General features: G+C 45.7%; 9 protein-coding genes. All 9 read right to left on the bottom strand.

Annotation, left to right across the window (positions count from 1 at the left end; genetic code table 11):
* Window positions 1-14: 14 nt before the first annotated feature.
* Window positions 15-692 carry a DUF3826 domain-containing protein gene (locus ACVBDY_RS08440; RefSeq protein WP_447175030.1) on the bottom strand — a complete coding sequence of 226 codons (678 nt, stop codon included), beginning with the start codon at window positions 690-692 and terminating at the stop codon, window positions 15-17.
* A gap of 103 nt (window positions 693-795) precedes the next feature.
* The gene (locus ACVBDY_RS08435; RefSeq protein WP_447175029.1) at window positions 796-2,481 is read right to left on the bottom strand and encodes a polysaccharide lyase; all 1,686 of its coding nucleotides are present in this window, start codon (window positions 2,479-2,481) and stop codon (window positions 796-798) included.
* A 58-nt stretch (window positions 2,482-2,539) separates the two neighbouring features.
* Complete coding sequence (locus ACVBDY_RS08430) at window positions 2,540-4,255, bottom strand: polysaccharide lyase (RefSeq protein ID WP_447175028.1); 1,716 nt, start codon at window positions 4,253-4,255, stop codon at window positions 2,540-2,542.
* An 88-nt stretch (window positions 4,256-4,343) separates the two neighbouring features.
* A complete protein-coding gene (locus tag ACVBDY_RS08425) occupies window positions 4,344-6,299 on the bottom strand; it encodes a RagB/SusD family nutrient uptake outer membrane protein (protein WP_447175027.1) in 1,956 nt (651 codons plus the stop codon).
* 19 nt (window positions 6,300-6,318) lie between these two features.
* Window positions 6,319-9,666: a SusC/RagA family TonB-linked outer membrane protein gene (locus tag ACVBDY_RS08420; RefSeq protein WP_447175026.1), complete on the bottom strand. Its 3,348-nt coding sequence runs from the start codon at window positions 9,664-9,666 to the stop codon at window positions 6,319-6,321.
* 441 nt (window positions 9,667-10,107) lie between these two features.
* Entirely contained in the window at window positions 10,108-12,129 is a 2,022-nt protein-coding gene (locus ACVBDY_RS08415; protein WP_447175025.1) for an aceric acid hydrolase, read from the bottom strand.
* A 178-nt stretch (window positions 12,130-12,307) separates the two neighbouring features.
* Window positions 12,308-14,776 (bottom strand): pectate lyase family protein, encoded by a 2,469-nt coding sequence (locus ACVBDY_RS08410; RefSeq protein WP_447175024.1) that lies wholly within the window; start codon window positions 14,774-14,776, stop codon window positions 12,308-12,310.
* A gap of 6 nt (window positions 14,777-14,782) precedes the next feature.
* Window positions 14,783-17,101 carry a DUF5703 domain-containing protein gene (locus ACVBDY_RS08405; protein WP_447175023.1) on the bottom strand — a complete coding sequence of 773 codons (2,319 nt, stop codon included), beginning with the start codon at window positions 17,099-17,101 and terminating at the stop codon, window positions 14,783-14,785.
* A gap of 197 nt (window positions 17,102-17,298) precedes the next feature.
* Window positions 17,299-20,715 (bottom strand): glycosyl hydrolase, encoded by a 3,417-nt coding sequence (locus ACVBDY_RS08400; RefSeq protein WP_447175022.1) that lies wholly within the window; start codon window positions 20,713-20,715, stop codon window positions 17,299-17,301.
* Window positions 20,716-20,869 lie beyond the last annotated feature (154 nt).

Genomic DNA, 20,869 nt, shown 5'->3' with positions numbered 1-20,869 from the left:
TTTGTATTTTCTGCTTATTTATTATTTGCCTGAGCTTTTATTCTCTCCTGCCATTCTTCTCCTGCCTTTTTAAGGTCATAGCCCTGTGCTGAGAGATAATTATTAATCTTCCCTTTGTATTTGCCAAACCAACCGTGCTTCTCTTTAGATGACCCGGCATCTATGGCATGTTCTCTTGCTTCGGTAAGATAAGCCAGAATGGTGTCTTTTTGTGTTTGTGTAAGATCGGGCAGCATATCCTGAAAAGCGCGGTATGTTTTGGGCAACACCCCGTAAGTCATCCCGTCTTTTACCCCGCTTACTTGTTCTTCGGTAAGTTCGGAGGACAGTTTCTTCAGGTATTTTTTATGCAGTTTCTTTATGGATTTAGAAGATTTCTTCTTCAGTTTTTCAATGGCCTTTTCTTTGGCTTCATCACTTTTACTGCTTTTCTTTACCGCTTCTATCGCTTCGTCTCTTGGATCGTGAATGCTACTGAGATCCCTGTACTGTTGTGCAATAATATCTCTTACCCGTATCTCCTTTCCGGCATCATTGATCCCTAGGTCTTTTATAATTTTTGCGGCACGTTCATTAGTGACTTTTATATAGGCTTCATCTTGATCTTCCTGGGCACAAACAAGGTTCAGGAACAGTAAGCATATTACAAAAATCGGGGTCTTCCGGAGTGGTGTTATCTTTATTTTACACATATATTTAAACTTTAGATAAACTATTTCATAACATTAATTATCAACTATTTGAATCAATTAATAAACATTTTGTTTATTCGGTTTTTAAGGGGTTTTCTCTTAATTATTGGAGTAATCCACCGGCCTGGTCTTTCAATGTATCCCTGTTGTTCCCGAGGTTTGTCCAATCTACTTTTTTGGTAGGGTCTATACCGTTTATATACTTCTCGATATTGGTGTATCCGTCGCCATTGATATCGCCATTGGCATCGGAAGGATCTTTCGGATCAAGGTTGTATTTTTTCTCCCATTTATCAGGTATCCCGTCACCGTCCGAATCTTTGTATGGCTTTCCTTTGTAATCGGGATATCCTCCTACTTGCCGGATATTGGCAATAATCCCTTTTTTATAGGAATCTGCAGGAAGTCTTCTTTTTACATACGTTTTGGTATCTGCTTCCAGTCCGTCGGGATACTCGATTTTTCCGGTGCGAACCTGCCCGATTATCCTTTTATCAACGGGGTCCCTTTTGGGCAATGTTGCTCCTGCATTTTTCAGCACGTATTCATAGGCTTCCCCAGCAGACATTTTGGTGTAAAAGGGAACTTCAAAGGGCTTGTCCTGTTTCATATAGGCAAAGTGCTCTTCCCATTCCTCTTTCGGTGATCCGCCCGGCTGCACTCCCCCATTCCAGTTGTCCCGGGTCACTTCGGGGTTTCCTTCCACGAAGTTCCCATTGACATAGGCACGACCGTAAGTTTTGGGATCAAGCCAACCGGACTCGGGTTTCAGGATACGATGTCTTACATCGTCGTCCGGGGTGATAGGACCCGGTTTATAGTAATTATTGATAATGTTATACATGGAGCGATAATCCCCGCCATCTACGGAGCGGTTCCACCAGTTGAAAAGTACATTATTGACAAAGGTGAAATCGCCATACATTCCTATGGAGGGGTTTCTGGCTACATTATTGGCCCACAAATTTCTAAGGAACGAACTGTGTATTCCCCCGATAGTACTTCCGAAAGCGTGATTGTAGGTATCCAGTCCTTCCGAAGAAATGGAATTTTGAATGGTGATATTGGCTGTCGGAAGCTTTTGGCGATCGGAATTTTCATTGGGTTTGAACATATTTCTGTACATGGACATGTTTTCGTCCAGCCCCCAGCTTACCGAACAATGGTCTATGATAATATTTCCCATAGGGTCCCCGCCAAGGGCATCGTCTCTCCGGGTTACATCGGTTTCTCCTCTTCTGAAACGCATATGCCTGATAATAACATCGTGCGTATCTACCGAAAAGGTTTCCCCGGCCACACAAATACCGTCCCCAGGGGCGGTCTGGCCTGCTATGGTAATATAAGGGGCCCGGACGCTAATGGGAGTTTTAAGCCTGATGATTCCGGATACATTAAAAACGATTGTCCTGGCTCCCCCGGCTTCGCAGGCTTCCCGAAGGGTCCCCGGGCCGCTGTCTTCCAGACTGGTAATTACATATACTTTACCTCTCCTTCCGCCGGGTGTAAAGGCTCCTCCGCCTTCGGCCCCGGGGAACGCGGGTATATCGGCTTTAATAAAATCGCCCGGATACGAACCCCAAACGACATAGGGCCTTCCTTCTTTCCTCTCTTTTTTGATAACAGGAAATACTTCTTTCTCCCATTTTTCGGCCAGACGCTCTTCTTCGGCCTGCATCATAGCATCCGTCTTCGCCTGTTCTTCTTCAGGTATTTCAGGATACTGTGCACGGGCCTGAAAAACCGTAAATACGGAAAAAGCAACTATTGAAACAACTCTAGACTTCATTACTGATATTAATTTTGACGAGAGCCGAAAACCAACGGCTCCCGTCGTGCATAATTTATTATTTTGTATATGCTGCCAAACCGTTTTTTTGATCTGCAAGCACATCTTTATTATTTTCCAGGTCTTTCCAGTCTACTTTTTTGGTAGGGTCTATACCGTTTATATACTTTTCTATGTTGGTGTATCCGTCCCCGTTAAGGTCTTTATTGGCATCGGACGGGTCATTAGGGTCAAGTCCGTATTTTTTCTCCCATTTGTCGGGCATACCGTCTTTATCGGAATCTTTGTATGGTTTTCCTTTATACTCAGGGTATCCTCCTACTTGTGCAATATCGGTTATGATTCCCTGCTTATAGGCATCGGGAGGAAGTCTTCTGTGTTCGAACTGGTAGAAGGATTCCGGATCGAGTCCTTTTACATATTCCGGTTTCCCGGTTTTTACGGTACGGATAACCCTTTCATCTACCGGGTCTCTTTTGGGTAATGTTGCTCCTACATTGGTCAATACATAATCCTGCACCTTTTCGACCGGCATTATGGTTATGTAAGGCATGGGCATGGGCTCCTTAGCCCTCATATAAGGGAAATACTTAGAAGCCTCTTCAAATGTCATCATATCGCCCTTACCGGCCATCTGCACACCTCCGGCCCAGTTATCACGGGTTACTTTGGCATTTCCCTCTACAATATTTCCTTCTACGTATGATCTGCCAAATACAAGAGTATCCAGATCGCTACGCCCCGATTCGGGTTTCAGGATACGGTAACTTACAGACGATTCCAAATCCGTTACCGGGCCCGGTTTGTAGTAGTTATTGATGATATTGTACTTGGCCTTGTAATCTCCTCCATCGGTAGTACGGTGACTCCAGTTGAATACGATATTATTTACAAAGTTAAATATACCGTTCCATCCTATAGACGGGTTCCTTCCGGCATTATTAGCCCATAAGTTACGCATAAATGCACAATTCTCCCCTCCCAGGGTACTTCCCAGGGAATGGTTATAGGTATCAAGCGCTTCGGAGAAAATACTGTTTTGGATAGTTACGTTTACCGTACCTAGCTTTTCATCTTTGTAATCGGCTCCCGGGCTGTACATATGCCTGTAGATTGACATATTTTCGTCGAGTCCCCAACTGGCGGAAACATGGTCTATCATGATATTTCCCACAGGATTCCCTCCTATGGCGTCATCCCTGCGACCTACAAAGGTTTCTCCCCTGCGGAAACGCATATGCCGGATAACTACGTCGTGGGTATCTATCCACACAGTCTCTCCGGCTACACAAACTCCGTCACCGGGAGCTGTCTGCCCGGCAATGGTTATGTAGGGAGCACGTATAATAAGCGGGCTTTCCAGCTTGATGATCCCGGCTACGTTAAACACGACAATCCGTGCTCCTCCCTGTTCGCAGGCCCAACGGAGTGTTCCGGGCCCTCTGTCTTCAAGACTGGTTACGGTATATACTTCGCCGCCACGACCTCCGAAACTATACATACCACCGCCTTCTGCCCCGGGAAATACCGGGATCTCTGCCTGGGGCAGGTCATCGGGCCGGAATGCCCAGGGAATGTATGGTTTTCCTTCTCTCGCTTCCTTTTCTACTATAAGCAAGGCTTTTTCCCAGGCTTCATCAGATCGTTTTTGGGCATCTACCTTGATCGCGGCTTCTTTGGCTCTATCTTCTTCCGTGAGTTTCGGATACTGCGCAAAAGCCACTAACGAACAGGTTATTAGTACTAGTGATAATGCAATTTTTTTACGGGTCATAATTAGGTGTTTTCTGGTTTAATTTTTCACATTAACTATTATTCATTAAAAACAGCATTTTAATCCATTATAAAACAAACTGTTTTTCTTATTCTCTGTAATCGTAAGTCCCATCTGCCCCGGAGGCATCTTTCCAGCCTATGGTTTGTTCCAGCCAGTCATTTTGTGTTAAAACACTGCTGTTCAGTCCCTGGATATAATAATTCTGCTTCCAGTCAATCTGAGCAGGGTTCCCGTTGACATTATCCATAGGAGTTATCAGTTCTTCCAACACAAAGTTATCGTTGTAAATAGTCGCCAGTTCCTGTAATTGCTCTTCGAAATCACCGGCATCGGGATCTACAGAAATATCTTCGCGCATACCGGCCAGGGGATCGTCTGCGGTAGTCACTCCATTATATTGCAGGAAATGCCCTGTGCGCTGGGTACCGTTAATAGGTTCTATTCCGAGCATGGCACAGGTATTGTTTCCTGCTGAAGCATCATCGTTGTACAGCATCCACCGTTGTACGTCCCAAAAGCGTTTTCCTTCATAAGCGAGTTCTATTCTTCGTTCGTACAGGCAGGCTTCAATAGCTTCGTATTTACTGCCCAGCGTACCTATACCGTAATTATTGGCAGACGGAATACCCACGCGCTGTCTTACTTTTCCGAGATAGGCGGTACAATTGGCTACATCGCCTATTCCTGCATAGCATTCGGCTATATTCAATAATAACTCGGCATACCGGTATTCGAAAATATCTGTACCGGAATATTCAAAACCGCTTTCGTTCGTAACATCTGTATTGGTCATTTTATAAACAAATGCGGGACTGGATAATTGGTTATTATCGCTGAAATGTGCTTCATCATTATTATCTAACCAACGATATGCCCATACTACAGATTCCGGATCTTCTTTATATCCCCATTTTCTGCCCGAAAAGGCAAAAGTCCTGTAAAACCGGGGATCGCGATTGAGGAAGAAAAGGAAATCGTCATATTCGTTTGCAGCAGTAGGCCTGGAACCATCGGCCATAGGAAACAAATCGATCATTTCTTTCGGGGCCGATTGCCCTCCGCCACCGTCCTGGCTGTTTAACCGGATATTCTGCTCCCATGAATTGTTCAGGTAGTTGCTCAGGTTGCCGCTGCCTAAAAGCTGTACGGTAATGGCTTCGGAACAGAATGAGTTATCTACCAGGAACATTTCTTCCCAGTCTTTTGCGGAACTTCCGTATAACCCGTATCCATCTGCGGTTAACTGGTTTTCGGCTTCCAAAGCAGCCTGCAGGGCTTGCTGCCATCGCTCGCTACTGTCCCAGTTGCTGTTGAACAGCGGGCTGGCATAGGTAAGTAATACTCTTGCTTTCTGAGCCAGGGCTGCTCCTTTGGTAAAACGTCCGTAATCTGCCGGTTCCCAGTTCTCAGGCAATAAGCTTGCGGCCATATCGAAATCTGCTACGATCTGCTCCACCACTTCGGTAATACTTGCGCGGGGAAGTTTTATACTTTCGTCCGTAGTAGATGGTGTCTGAACTTCGGTTACAACAGGTACACCTCCATAGACACGCATCAGGTCAAAGTATTGCAATGCCCTCAAATAATACATCTGTCCTTTGGCCCGGTTGCGGAATTCTTCATCCAGGTCAGCTCCTTTAACATCTACTTCTTCTATAAAAGAATTACACTCCCTGATCCTGTGATAGGGCTCGTTCTTTACTTTATCTTCCAGCCTGGTACCGTAATAGCCGGAGGCATCGTCAGCATTAAAAAAGGTGAGGGTTGGATTTATCAGGTCCCGCATTCCTCCTATTTCTTCGGTCATACCGGAATTTTCAGTGTTATAAGAACCTACCACAGTAGATGACGGTGAAGTATAGGCCGCGAAAAAATCGTAATACACATTATCGATATACGAGGTAACCCGCTCCTCGCTTTGGTAAAACGTATCGTCGTACTCTCCGTAATTTTTCATATCCTCCAGAAAATCATCGCTGCAGGAAACTCCCGCTACCAGGAGAAGGATCATGCTTACATATGTGCTTATATTTGTTTTCATAATTATTTTCCGGTTTAAGTTAGAATGACACATTAAGATTAACCGTCCATGTTCTGAGCGTGGGATAGCTTACATAAGAATTATCATACATATTCCTGTAATTATCAGGATACGGATTATTCAAAAACCAAAGATTGTTTCCTGTTACGCCAACGGTAAGCCTGTTTATAAAAACTTTGGACAGGAACTCTTTGGGAAGTTCATACCCTACGGTAAGGTTTCTTATGGCACATGAAAAAGTATTTAATTTCCAGAAATCTGACGGTTGTGCAACATAATCGTAAAAAGCCAGGTTAGGATATTTTCCATCCGGATTATCGTCCGGATCATACATATCTTTCCAATAACTTTCGTGCGCCCACATGTTGTGCGATGAAGAGGTCCCCTGTTTTACGATATCCATCATACGAACCCCACCCCAGGAAGTCTGGATCTGGGTCCTTAAGTAAACCGATTTATAGGCCATTCCCAGGTTTGTAGTGAAGCCATAGGTGCGGTTCTTTTTCACCAGCTTTACATAATCCAGGTTTTTGGCAATCTGTCCGTCTGGACCTGCCTGTGTACCGTTTTCCGTATCGAACTGTCCTCCTACATCGTTGTAGGCCATCATTCCTTTGCGCATGGCATCCATAGAACTAACATCAAAATACATGGGGTCTACACCTGCTGCTGCTGCATTTTCGGAAAGATAACTCCAGTATCTTTGTATGTCTTCATCGGTACGCAGAATACCATCTCCTGTAGAAGTTTCTTTCCAGGTTTCCATTCCCCAAACCGGGAAGAACAGGGATGCCCCTTCCTGTGTTATATTATTCGACGGATGCTGCAGCGCCTGTTCCGGATATTTTTTGACTTTATTATTGGAGAACCCGAAGTTGACTCCTACATTATAGGAAAAATCATCCGTTATGTCGTCCCGCCAGTTCACATTAAACTCCGCCCCCCAGGCATCTACTGCCGCAAAATTCTGCTCGGCGAATCCACCACCGACAGAAATAGGGACTCCCGCAGTACCTGCCATACCCGTAAGCATATCCGTGGTCCTGTCATAATAAAAATCAGCTGTAACCTGTAGCCTGTTATTCAAGATGTTGAAATCCAGTCCTGCATTATGCTTTAGGGTATTGTCCCAGCCTACATTTCTGTTAGGGTTTACTTTAGGTGATAGTCCGTTCCCTAACATTCCACCGTTCTCGCCAAATTGAAATCCCTTGTCCGTATACAGATCATAATACTGCATCCATCTCCAGGCTTTAATATTGTCTTTTCCAGTTTTACCTACGGAATAACGTATCTTCAGGAAATCCACCCAGGGTAAGGCATCCACGAACCAGTTTTCTTTAGACATGATCCACCCTAGCTGGAGGGAAGGAAAGAAGCCCCAGTAATTTTCCGGGGCAAATTTCGTAGAAGCATCACTACGGAAAAGGAACTGGAATAAATATTTTGACTTATAACTATAATTAACCCGGCCGAGATAAGAAAGAGTTCCTGCTTCTCCTTTGTAGGAGGTGGAGTTATTGGATAGTTCTCCCGCCGTTTCATGCGTACCCAGATAGTCAGCAGATGTATTTTCATAGGCCAAACGCGTGCTCTTATAACTGGATTCGGCACGTTCCATGGATACCATGGCACTGATATCATGATCTCCGAAAGTCCTGGCATAATTTATAAAGAAGTTGGCCTGGGTACTTTTACTGTTATAATTATTGTAATAAACGCGTGAATTACGTTCGTTGGTCTCTATATCATAATCCGAATCTGCGGCAGCACTTGCAAGATGACGTCCTTCATTATTATAATTGGTAATCCTTGCCAGTTCATAAGGTAACTGAACCTGTTCGGTGTATCTGGAATTTTCATTCCTGGAGAATGTCCCCTTTACTGACAACCCCTTAATAAAGGGAACCTTATAGGTCAGGGATACATTAAAATTGTACATAAAATCTTCTTCCGTTTGCTTTGACCCATTGTTCAGTGTAGCGAAGTAGTTCCACCCTGCAATAGTACGGTTGGAATTAGCACTTCCAAGATTCCTGTCCGTACGTGGAAACGGTGACATCCAGTAATCTTCTCCATTTACAGTTGTCAGCCAGGGGATATATCTGGGCATATGGAGCAAATAGCCGTAATCTGCCTGTTCCCCCCCACCTGCTTTAGAACCGTAGCTGCTGTCGCTGATATTTGCGGCAGCCTTGGTAAACGATTTTTCCACACTCCCGGAATTTCCGGAAACAGAGGCCGACAGATCAAAACTTTCCGAGATTTTGGCATCTACACCAGTACGGAAATTCCATTTATCATAATCCTGCTCCCCCAGATTGGATCCTTGTGTAAAGTAGGTAACTCCTGCAAAATAAGTCGCTTTCTCGGTTCCCCCGCTTACACTAAAGGAATGTCGTTGCTGTCCTGCTGCAGACCATGCCTTGTCCAGCCAGTCATAATCGAGGCCCCTCATCTCTTCCAGTTCCTCGACGGAAAACAGGTTTCTTCCTTCATCATCCCTGTTGTCTGCTTTTAAAAACCTGTTATGCCAGATGCCATATTCATAGGCACTCATGGTTTTACTGTGACTTACGGCATCGTTAAAAGAAAACTGGCTATAATAATTGAATGTCGGCTTACCAATCTTTCCCCTTTTGGTTTTTACAACTATGGCTCCCTGGGAAGCACGGGCCCCGTAAATGGCTGCCGAACCGTCTTTTAAAACGGTAATGCTTTCTATTTCCGAAGGGTCTAAACGATTAAAGGTTTCCAAGGTAGGGAGCCCTGTTTCCGGGTCTACCTGTATCATATCATCAATTACAACCAGCGGTAGTGATGTTCCTCCGTCTTTAGAAAATCCGAAAGTCTGACGAATCTGAAGGGTTGCAGCCTCCCCGGGACGTGTGGAACCCCCGGATACGGATAATCCCGGTATTTGTCCCCGTAAGGACTCCGAAAGATTGGATACGGGAAGGTCCCTGACCTCATCCGGATTGATGGTCCTGATAGCACCCGTAAGGTCTTCTCTTTTCTGAGCGCCATATCCTACAACCACTACTTCGTCAAGTTGAGCATTGTCTTCTTCCATAGTTATGTCTATGTTCAGATCTTCGTCGACAAGATGCTCTACGCTTTTCATTCCTATATAGGAAAAGCGTATAATATCTCCTTTGGAAGCATTCATCTCATAACTTCCGTCCATGTCGGAGACAGTTCCGTCATTAGTGTCCTTGATCAAAATAGTAACCCCAGGCAGCGGTATACCCATAGTGTCCGTTATTGTACCGGAAACTGTAGACTCCGCCTTGTCCTGGGCATAGACGATAATGTTTCCAAGGAGAATCAACATCGTCAGCCACCTTTTTATACATTCGTGTTTCATTGGTTATTGGTTTTAGTCAGTTAATCTAATAAACTACTCATTATCAAGTAATTAATATTTGTAATCGATTGCATTTTTGTGTATTTTTTACATTTAAATTAATGGTTACTATAAGGCTTTGCGCTTCGTATTTCCGAAAACCAGTCCATGTTTTTCCGGAAAAAGCGATTTTTTAACAAATATTAATTTGATAATAATACCACTCTAAAAATGTAGAGTAGCCAAATGTCAGTAATCATTTTTAAGAAAGTGTCCTGTACTGTACTGCTTTTTCCTTCTTTTTGTCCGTTCGCCATCGCCCGAACAAAAACGTTTTCGCTCGCATTCAAGGTGAATACTGAGTTCAGGATATTTTATGAAAAAAGCTTTGCAGATCCAACAAAAAAATTATGCTAATCCCGTAATTTTTTATCAGAGATTCTTAAAATCAAATATAAACCATCAATATGCCATCCAGACAGCCATCTCTCCCACTGCCCGGTTTCCCCAGGTAAAATAGGGTACAAATTTTACGGCAATCCCTTTTCCCTCTTTTTCCAAGGGACGGTATAACGATTTCTTCCACTTCCTGTTCTTTATCCCGGCGGTGGTTTTTAACGTTACAACCTGCCGGTTTGCTATCAACTGTTTGTCAAGATCAAATCCGCCTTCCGGATCAAGCGTTATTTCATTTATCCTTGTATCTCCGGGCAAATCTTCTGATTCAAGGCAATATACCAGCGGCCCTCTTTTTACGGCTACCTGGTTCCTGGCTTCTTCTACCAGGGGATTGGCTTCCATCAGGGTTACAGGCATAGGCAGGTTCAGCACTATTTCGTCACCTCTTTTCCACTTACGACTTACCTTCGCGTAAGTCCCGGGCCGCAAATCCTGTGTAATCTCTTTACCATTTACTCGTATACTCGTCTCCTTACACCAGCCGGGAATGCGGAGAAACAGGTTATATGGTCTTGCAGGGGTCTTTTTTATTGTGAGTGTTATTTTTCCATCCCAGGGATAATCGGTCTGTTGTTCGACTATTATCTCCTTACCATCGGGCAAAGCAGTATTGAGTGTATTACTACCATAAAGGTTGACATAAAGACCCTCCCCGGATATACTGTAGGCATAGTTATTCACTTCGGCCAGTGTACGGGTAACGTTGGGTGCACAGCAGTTGGACAGGGCTATATATCCCTGCCGGGTATTCCCCCATCGTTGTTCAAAAGGCAAATCGGCCGAAACCAATAGCGGATTGGTGTACAAAAATTCCTTTCCCTTTATACTGATACCAGACAAAACGCTATTATACAGGGCAAGTTCTACAATGTCGGCATATTTGGCCTCACCGGTCAGCTGTAACATACGCCAGTTCCAAAGGACATTGCCTATATTGGCACAGGTTTCGTTATGTGCGGTAGCATTAGGTAACTGGTACGGTCTGCCATACGCCTGGTGTATTTTTTGTACTTCGGAAGGATCATAAGAGGTACCATCCGGGGATACACCATCGTAAAGAGCCCCGCAGGCCCCGGTAATATACATCTTACGGTAAATAACATCTTCCCAGATGGATTGCAGATTATCCAACAGTACCTTTTCCCCGGTTTCCGCATAAAGATCGGCTACCCCGGCGTAGAGATAATTGGCCCTGACGGCATGTCCCATCGCCCTTTTCTGCTCCCGGAACGGGATACGATCCTGGTTATCATCCGTTCCATCATCGGTAGTACCGCGAATATCTACAAGATTTTTGGCCAGTTCCAGGTAACGGGGATCTTTGGTGGTACGATACATTTCTACAATACCCATATAATGTGAGGGACAAATGGCATTTCGTGCAAGTTCGGGCGATGCTTTCCGGTAAAAATCATAGAGATAATCAGCTACTCCCCTGGCTACCTTCAGAAAATTGTCCTTCCCGGTAGCCCGGTAATGTATGCAGGCCGCTGTCATTAAATGGCCCATATTGTATTTCTCGAAACCGAGCTGTTTTTGCAGTTCTTCTTCACCCAGGGTTCCCCAGCGCTCTTCGATAAGTACCGGGGTATGGAGATAGCCGTCCTGTCGTTGTGTTTTGGCTATGAGTGCAATGGCCTCATCCATCTGTTTATCCAGGGAAACATCTTTGGTCAGGGCATACATAGCTGCCATAGCTTCCATTATTTTGTAAAAATCGCCATCGTGAAACGACGGGCCGTCGTGCTTTCCTTTCATCAGGCCAGCCGCTATTTCAAAATTCCTGTACGCATGTGTGGTTTCGGCATCGTGGTACAGGTTCCACATATAAGGCAGGGTATTGTTTTTTTCCGTTTCGAACTGCTCTTTCCAGAAACCGCCGGTCCAGGTTACGTCGTTCAAACCTACGCCTTTTAACCGGGCGTAAGGGCTTTCGGAGGTATTCACCAGGGATTTGTTCTGGGCGGTGATTCCCTGAAGGATAAGGAATATTATGATATAGAAGGGTTTTTTGTGTGTTTTCATGGTTTTGTTTCAGGTTTCAGATTACAAGTTTCAAGTTGCAGGTTCCAGGTTCCAAGTATAAGTCCCTGAGTGAAGCCGAAGGGTCGGTTTTCAAAGCCTCAACAGAGGTGGCTGAGTATTCCGAACTGTGTTCGGAATGTATCGAAGCTACCGGTGCAACGAGTCCCTCTTTACAGGGCTATTCCATACTAAAGGCATTCACTCTCCTTATCATTGTATCTCCGGAAGCATCTTTTACCTGTACATCAAAGTACATAAATCCTTTTTTGGAACTTTTGAAGATGATCTCGTCTCCGGTTACGGATACACTTACATTTTCCTTTTGGAGAATGGTGTATTCCGGCTGGTTTTGATATCCTGCAAAGAGCTCCTTTCCGGAGAGTGCTGTTTGCGTTTCGGTATTCACAAAATAATGCGGTCGGGCCATCCAGTCCAGATATTCGCCCAGTTCGGTGTATCCGTCTTTATCCTCATCTGTATTGGTATCGGTGAAATCTCCTTTTACCGAATCAGGATTCAGACCACGTGCTTTTTCCCACCAATCGGGCAGACCGTCATGGTCGGTATCCCAGTCTCCGGGACGTTTTTCTTCAGGATAGTTTTCCCATCCGCCGGCATCTTCCTCGGTATCTATCGTACCGGGCAAACCACTTTTGCTGCCTTTATAGGTATAGGTGCTATCGCGTGTTTCTTTTATGATCCTTTTGTCGTATTCGTCCTGTTGCGATTGATTGGTTCCCACATCGGAAAGTACATTTTTATAAGCCTGCCGGGCGGCATGTGTTTTTACATAAGATTCAAAGAACGGTTTGTCCAGATAGGTTTCATAATCCACCTGTGCCGGGCCGGAAATTGAAATGGTCCTCCCTTTTTCCTGGTTAGATTCATCGAAATAACCTGTCATCACATTTTTATCGAAGAAATACTGTTGTTTTCCGAGACCCACGCCTTCATGTTGTGCATTCAGGGCATAGAAAAAGTTGGTAGAAGGTCCGGGTTTATAGTAGTTCCCCACAAAGTTCACCTGGTTGGCGCCGCCGTCCGTAGCCCGGTGTCCCCAGTTATACACTACATTGTTCCGGATATCCAGTCGTCCCGTATAGTAACTGTCACCGTTTATTCCTCCGGCAATACTCCAGTTCCTGCCGTAATTATGTGCCAGTAGATTATGATGAAAACTTCCGATATCACCGCCTATCGAGGCTGCATAGCCGTGCATTTTTCCTTTTTCGTATTTGCTGTGCCCGGCTACATTAAGTGCTTCGGAAATAAGTGTCCGCTGCAATGTAATATTATGCGCGCCACGGGAACTAAAGCCTTCATCCAGTGTCCAGCTTATAGAGCAATGGTCTATAATACTGTGGTTTGCTCCTGTCAACCCCATACCATCATAGGTCCGGCCGGCACCGATCCTTACCCGTAAGAACCGGATAATACCATCGTCCCCGGTAAGACCTATAGGCGCACGACTTATAGTGATCCCTTTTCCGGGAGCTGTCTGCCCGGCGATGGTAATATAAGGCTGGTTGACTACCAGTCTCGATTTCAACTCAATGTTCCCGGAAACGTTGAAGACGATGGTCCTCGGGCCGATTTCACTGGTTACGGCTTCACGCAGACTGCCCGGTCCGCTGTCGTTCAGATTGGTGACTTCCACTACTTTTCCGCCCCGGCCACCAATCGCGTAGCGCCCGTAGCCTTCCGCACCGGGAAATGCAAGTTGTGCCGGACGAAAGGACCATACGGTTCCGGGGGTTATTTCACCATTCTCCTCTATGACATCGACCCGCCAGAAATAGGTTTGCATACTGTATAACTTCTCCGTCCTGAAACTATTTTCCTTGATCTCTCCTTTATATTCCGGTGATTTCCTGGTTGCCCCAGCCACAGTTTTTTCGTCTTCACCAAAGTAAACATCATAAGTCATCTTTGTCTCCGGTGCATTCCACCGGAGCTCATGGCTTTCACCGGGGACGTGAAGGTCATTATTTGCGGGCTCCGGTGCATAAGCTTGTTTCATTTTGTTTGGCATATCTATTTCCAGCCCGTTAATCACCAGGTTTTCATTGGAAATTCCCGATGCTTCATCTGTTTCGAACCGAAAAACCACATTCTCTCCTTTCCGGGCTTTGAATTTTATAAAAGCCATAGCGGCATCTACGATTTTTATCTCCCTGTTACTCGGGGTTACCGTCTCCCTCAGTTCTTCGTTCACATAGATTTTCACAGGTCGGAACTTCGTAGCCTCAGGGCTGTCAAACGTATTGTGAAAAGTCAACAGTGAATGTTCTCCTTCTTTAAGTCCGCTTATGGTAAGGGTCAGACTGTTCCCGGTACGTAAGCCATCATTTATCAGCAAACTTTCTCCGCCCTTCTGTATCCCTGCCTTATACCATGATGAGGACAAATCTCCCTCCAGCCGGATGATCAATCCTTCTATTTCCTTTTCGGCTCTGGTTTCGTCACCTATAATCCAGGAGGCAGATTCCGGGTAGTGTACTTCTCCCGGTTTACGCCCGGCAAAATCAAAATCTATTTTTACAGGTTGTTTTTCCGTAACATCCTTATGTTCCGTACACTGAACACCCGTGACTATAACGACAAGTATCAGAATGGCATTTATTTTATTTTTCGCAAAGGCTTTCATTAGGTTTTATTTTTTTGAATTCGATATATCCAGTAGATTAATGACGTCTTTTTCCCTTTCCCGGGGAAGTATTTCCACTATTTTTAGTTTTCCGTTTTCAAGTTTGGCTTCTATCGTAGTATTTTTGGGAGCATGCAGTTTAAAATGGACATTCCAGTCACCGGGCCATGCCGGAAACAAGTATATTTTATCTCCTGCGGTCTGTAGCAGCATTTCCTGCATGCCTATCATACCGGAACCACCCTGGTTATGATCGGGTACCCAGTCAAATCCGGGGCCCCAGAAAGCGGGAAATCTCCTGCCGGAATCGGCCATTTTCTTCAGGGTTAATTGCGCGGCTTCTTTGGTCATGCCCATGACCGCCGCAAAAATATTGTCCTGTTTCCATCCTATATGGCTGCGGAACTTTACAGCATCGGGATCGTATTTCCAGGTATTCTTTGCTACGTCCAGCCCGGGCTTGCCAACGCCATATATCCGCCAGGGAAATACAGGGTATAATTGCGGAACTTCGGTATTGTTTATCCTTTCCCATACTTTGGCCGGAGCCAGTACTTTGTGTCCTTCTATTTCCCGGAAGCTCAACGGGGGAATAAGATTGGCAGCTTCCCGGATATATATATTTTCATTATCGCTCAGCATACCGTCCGGAAGTTCCAGTAATTTTTGCGTAATCACTCTTAGTCCGGCTATTGTGGAATTGGCATTATAAGTCATTTTATAGGTTTCGGCAGCGGACCCGGGGTATAAAACCAGGTGTCCCTCGTGGTCCAATGCTTTTGCCCCTCTTTTACGGGCGAGATGCTGGTAATGCTCGTCAAAAAAACGAATGCAGCTTACGATAAAAGGTACATACCGTTCTATACTCTTGTTGTTATAGCGATGTCTTTCCAGCATCATCAGGCAAAATTCGAGTACGGTGTCCCACTGGTATTCAAGCCAGGCGTTGTATTGCATGCCTGGGTCATATCCGTCCGGGCGTTTCCAGCCATATTCGGCAGGATTGGGCAGGCCGAAGTTTTCCAGTTGTTCGGTAAATGATGCCCCACTATGCCCCCAGTATACTTCGCTGCGCAGTTCGGCATTTTTCTGCAGGCGGAGATAAAAATTAAGCTGGGCATCCATCATATCGAAATCCCCGCTTTTGAGCATGGGAAAATAGACCAGCCGTTGGTTTTGTGCCGTCATGGTACCACCTCCCCAATTGCGGAAATCGGGAGTGAATTGCAGGGTGGTATCAGTATATACGGGGTCATAAGTAAAAAGCCCGCCGTTGAATTTCGTCGGGTAGTCTCCGTAGGCATTACAACCCAGCATATAGCGGAACAACTGATAGTTTCTTCCTGTTTGCCACAGGGTGTCCGTTTTCCGAGCGCCACGTTCCCCGGTATATACGAAACTGCGTTCCCAGTAATCGTTCCACCACCGCATGGTACGTTTCTCCTTTTTGACAAGACTTTCTTTATTATATGCCTTAATCTCTTTGTTAAGATTATCCTGCCACGACCGGATATTTTCCGCCTGTGAGGTATGGAGATAGATATGTAGTTGCTGGTGTTTTACAGGTTTTGAGGTTTGTAACCTCCATGCTTTAAAACCCGTATCGCGGTAGGTCCCGGAAACCGTACCGGTTGCCAGCATGCCGGATGCAGTGATATGCCCTCCGAAAGTGAGATCTGCCAGCGGATTGTACATCTGTTCTTTTACCGGGGTCATTTCCTGTTGTACTACTGCTACGTCAAAGACTGTTTTTTCCCTGTTGCGGTGGTAAAACCGGATATCGTTTTTGAGAAAAGAAACGGAGTCTTTATAGGTTATAATTTCCCCCTGCGGTGCCCATTTGTACGAATTGGCATTGTTGGCCTTTCCTTCTACCTTCCTGTTCCTGTAACGCCAGTTCTCATAGAAAGCACTGACGGAAACCGGGGTCCGGCTTTTAATATCGGCATGAATTACCGGGTCAAAGACATCTACCCACAGCTTAACCTTTGTTTCCTTCCCCTGTATTTCTATAAAACCGTCTTTCAGTACCAGTTCCTGACGGAAATCTTCATCGAAAGGATTGGGTTCAAATCTGATTTTCATCCGGCCCTGTTTTAGCAATGTATTGTGTTCGTCAAACGTGCCGCTCCGGGATATATAAAAATACAGGTCGCCATCTTCTACCCACACATTCAGACCGATATCACCGCCTCCCAGTGGCATGGCCCCGGAAGCATTTTCACTTTGTTCCGTCCATACAGGATTATAATCTTCCAGTACTGGGGTTTGTGCCGGGAGGATGGCAGTGAGAATAAGTAATATGCAGGGTAATATGTGTTTCATTAATTGGTTATAAATTACAGGTTACAGGTTTCAAGTTTAAATTACATGTTGCAGTTACAGCCAGAACGAAGGCGGCTGAGTGCCCGAGCGCAGCGAAGGGTGTACCGAAGCCCCGGTTATTACACAGCATGTTTACATATGTTTATTCTTTTAATAATTCTACTCCAAAACTCCGAACCTCCAAACTAATAATTACTTTACTCCTCAATAACCACCGGCCCTAATAACCCGGCTTTTAACAACGGGGTATCTTCCAAACGGAACGGAGCCGTGGTATTGGTCAATCTTTCGGATGCGGGGAGTTTTTGATCTCCAATGAGCCGGTTGGCCCAGGTGTTGGTTATTTTGATTACGAGTTTGTTTTCTCCTTTTTGCAGCGCTTCACCTATAAATACCCGGTGCGGATACGTCCAGATCGTGCCACAATCTGTATTGTTAAGCGAGACTTCGGCTATATTGGCCACATCACCCAGATTGAGCCAGGTGTCTCCGGTTTCCCCGTTCCAGGTAAAGGTCTTTTCGTATACCGCAGTACCGGAATAATAGCGGATACTGTCGTTGCCGGAAGTACTCCAATCCGACAATGGCATTACTACCGGAGTTTTCGGGCCGTGGAACGCAGGATCAAAGATTATTTTCCAATCTTCCCCGATCTCCTGTACTTTGGCGTATTTTTTCCAGTTCTTTCCCTCATTCCGGGATGTTTCCCTTGTTTTTTCGCGAAATTTTACGAAGACGGAAGCATTCTTATCCAGTTGCAACGGAATTGTAGTCCGACCGTTTTCTGTTTTCCATTCTCGCAGTGTTGTAGTCTTCCCGGAAACCGCATCATATAGTTCGGGAACTTTCCCGGTAACCCGGAAAGATATGTTCACCCTTCGTTTTCGTTCTTTCTGGTTTGATATAAAATATATGTCTTCGGCAGTCGTACGCCGGTGGGTATAAGCTATATCTGGTACTTTTTCCGGGGTATCTTCCCCAGTAATGGTTATATCCGGCTCTATGCCAATCGGACTAAAATCCGTTAGGGTATAGGGTAGCATGATTACCGTACCTTTTCCTATTTTTCGTCTGTTTAATTCTTCTGTGTCCCCACCGGAAGCGCCAGCCCATAGTTCACTAACAACGGCTTCCAGTTTCTCCTTATCTTCCGGTGTTCCGAAACCGGGGGTGCGTTCCGGTTTGGTCCCCAGAAATACGGTAGCACCTGCTTTGACGAGTTCCAGTATTTTTTGCGCCACTTCAATCGACATCATAGCGTTCGGTGACATTTTCCTGCTTCCCGAAAATACCAGGGCTCCGTAATATATGCCCGCACCAAAAGTTACTTTACCATCTTCTACCTTCGCTTTTCGGAGCAGGACATCCGGGTTAAAAGAATCGTATTTATATCCATGGAGGGCATCTATCCAATGGGACAGGTCTGTTATATTTGCCGAAGAGGTTACTTCTTTGGGCATTTTGGCCAGTGGCTGTCCCTCATTGGCAAGCCGTACCCTTTCTTTTTGTACGGTTTCTTCTCCGAATATTCCAGGCAGGGAAGGTACCAACCGATCCGGCAGCACGGCCCTCGACGGCAATTCCTCGCCGGTAAATACGGCAAGGTCTATAACAGGTTTTCCCTTTTGTAATTCGTACTGAACCCGTTGCGCGTAATCTATCCATGCTTTCCCCGGTTTCCACCAGGTCTGGTTGCGTTGTATGTATGTTCCTACCCCGTCGAGGGTCATTCCGGGTTTCCGGTCCGGCCAGGGATTGTGTACAAAGACGTGATAGAAGAAACGGTTTATGCCAAGGGCATAGTTCCGGTCACCTAATGCCTTCAGGTTTCCGGGATGCTCGTCCCAGTCCATCCGTAATTCGGTGTAGGCTTCGGCCTGGATGATATCTTTACCGTAGATATGTCCTCCTGAAATGGCATCGAGCATATCATTGGGTTTATCGTGTGTAGGGCTTTTCAACCAGAACTCACCGCCGGGATAATCCACATATCGGAAATGCCGGAGGGCATCGCTTACCATCGTAGGTGCCACATTTTCGGTGCTGAACGCTACTCCTGCCTTTTGTGCTTCGCCAGCCATAGTGCCGAAGAAATTATCGGCTATTAACTCCGAAATGGTTTTACGTACATCATAAAGTACCTTCTCGGATGTTTCGGCATCTTCTAAGGGAATCCCTGCCACGACAGGGAGATAATCCACCAGATCATACCCCCTTCGTTCTTTGAAGGCTTTGCGGAATACGGGCGACCAGTTCTGACTGCCGCATTCCCAGCTATCGATATGTAAAATACGCAATACTCTTGCGGCCAGTTCCGGACCGGCGGTACGTATAGCTTCGCCGAACCATTTATCGAACTGTAAACGTATGGCTTCCGGGTTGAACTTATCTACTTCCAGTCCTACCCCACCGCCACCGGTAGCATTGGTATGCCCGGTAGAAGTATGTGCAAAACGCATGATCTTCCACTTTCCCTCGGGCGCATCCCAGGAAAGTTTCCCTTCTGCATCGGTATGGGCCGTGATATTGATGATATCTTCTTTGGCGAGACAGTTTTCCGGTGGGAGCATTTCCGTAGTCGATTCCGTGCTTATGCGCCATACTACACCCGATTTACCTTCGTACTGGTCGATCTTCGGTTCTTCGGAAAGGATGATCTTGTTTACTTTTAACGCTGGTTTCCACTTGGCAGCATCCAGGTCTTCGGCTCCGGGTTCTGAGCCTTCCGGGTCATAGACAAAACGAAAATAACGGGAGGTTACGGGTTCTATGGCATGAGTGTAAGCGGCGTCCGTGTCCTGCCATCCCTGTCTCGGAGGGATCAGCCGGGTTACCCGCTCAAAATGCACTCCGTCTTTGCTGGTTTCTATAATAAGTCTGTGGGACTGGTAGTTATTACCGCCGGTTATTATTTTTATATTCCGACAGGTAAATGGTTCATTGAAACTATATTGTACCCATCCTTTTTCATACATTTTCACATTTCCCTTTCCATCCCGGTCACTGAGAAAGTTCAAATTCGTTTTATCGTCCGAACTCCATGTTATTTGCGGTTGTACCTGCGTACTGTTCCGGTAATTTTCCTTAACAGGAAGCGCAAAGACAGCAATATCCTCGTAATATCCCTTATAATTGGGAGGTATGGGGAGTTGTAAATCCAGTTTTTGCCCTCCGCGCACCAGCGTATCCGACCACACTACTTTCTGCATGGACAGTTCCCGGGTGATCCAGGGCCCACCAGCCACGGCAAACCCGTCGGAAGCGTGCATGGCCAGCTCCATACCGAGCCTGTCGGCCTCTTTCATTGCAAATTCTACCATATCCCACCATTCGGGGCTTAATTGCAATACGGGCGGATCGATAAGCGGAGGATCGGCGGGACCTTTTATAGCCATCAGGTAAGCCCCTCCTATACCCGTTTCTTTCATGGCTTCCAGGTCGGCCGTAATCCCTTCCCTGGAATAAGCCGACTGCATCCAGTACCAGTAAACCCAGGGTCTGGATGATTCCAATGTAGGTTCAAAACTGTCTTCCTCCCCCTCTTTTGGAGCATTACAGGAAAGGATGCTCAGCATGAACAGAACAATCCACAATATTTTGTTTGGTTTATGCATTTTAGTCACTTATTACATATTCAGGAAACTGGGGTGGCGCCCCCTCTGCCTTTGGTATCTCCCCTCAAAGAGGAGAAATTATTATCTTTTAAACATTCTCAAATTATCGCATTGACACACTCCGGCTGTGCTCACTCAGCGCATCACATTATTA

This window comes from Sinomicrobium halophytocola (assembly GCF_052983395.1).
Note: the sequence above shows the minus strand (reverse complement) of the source record. Positions and strands in the feature narration are given on the sequence as shown.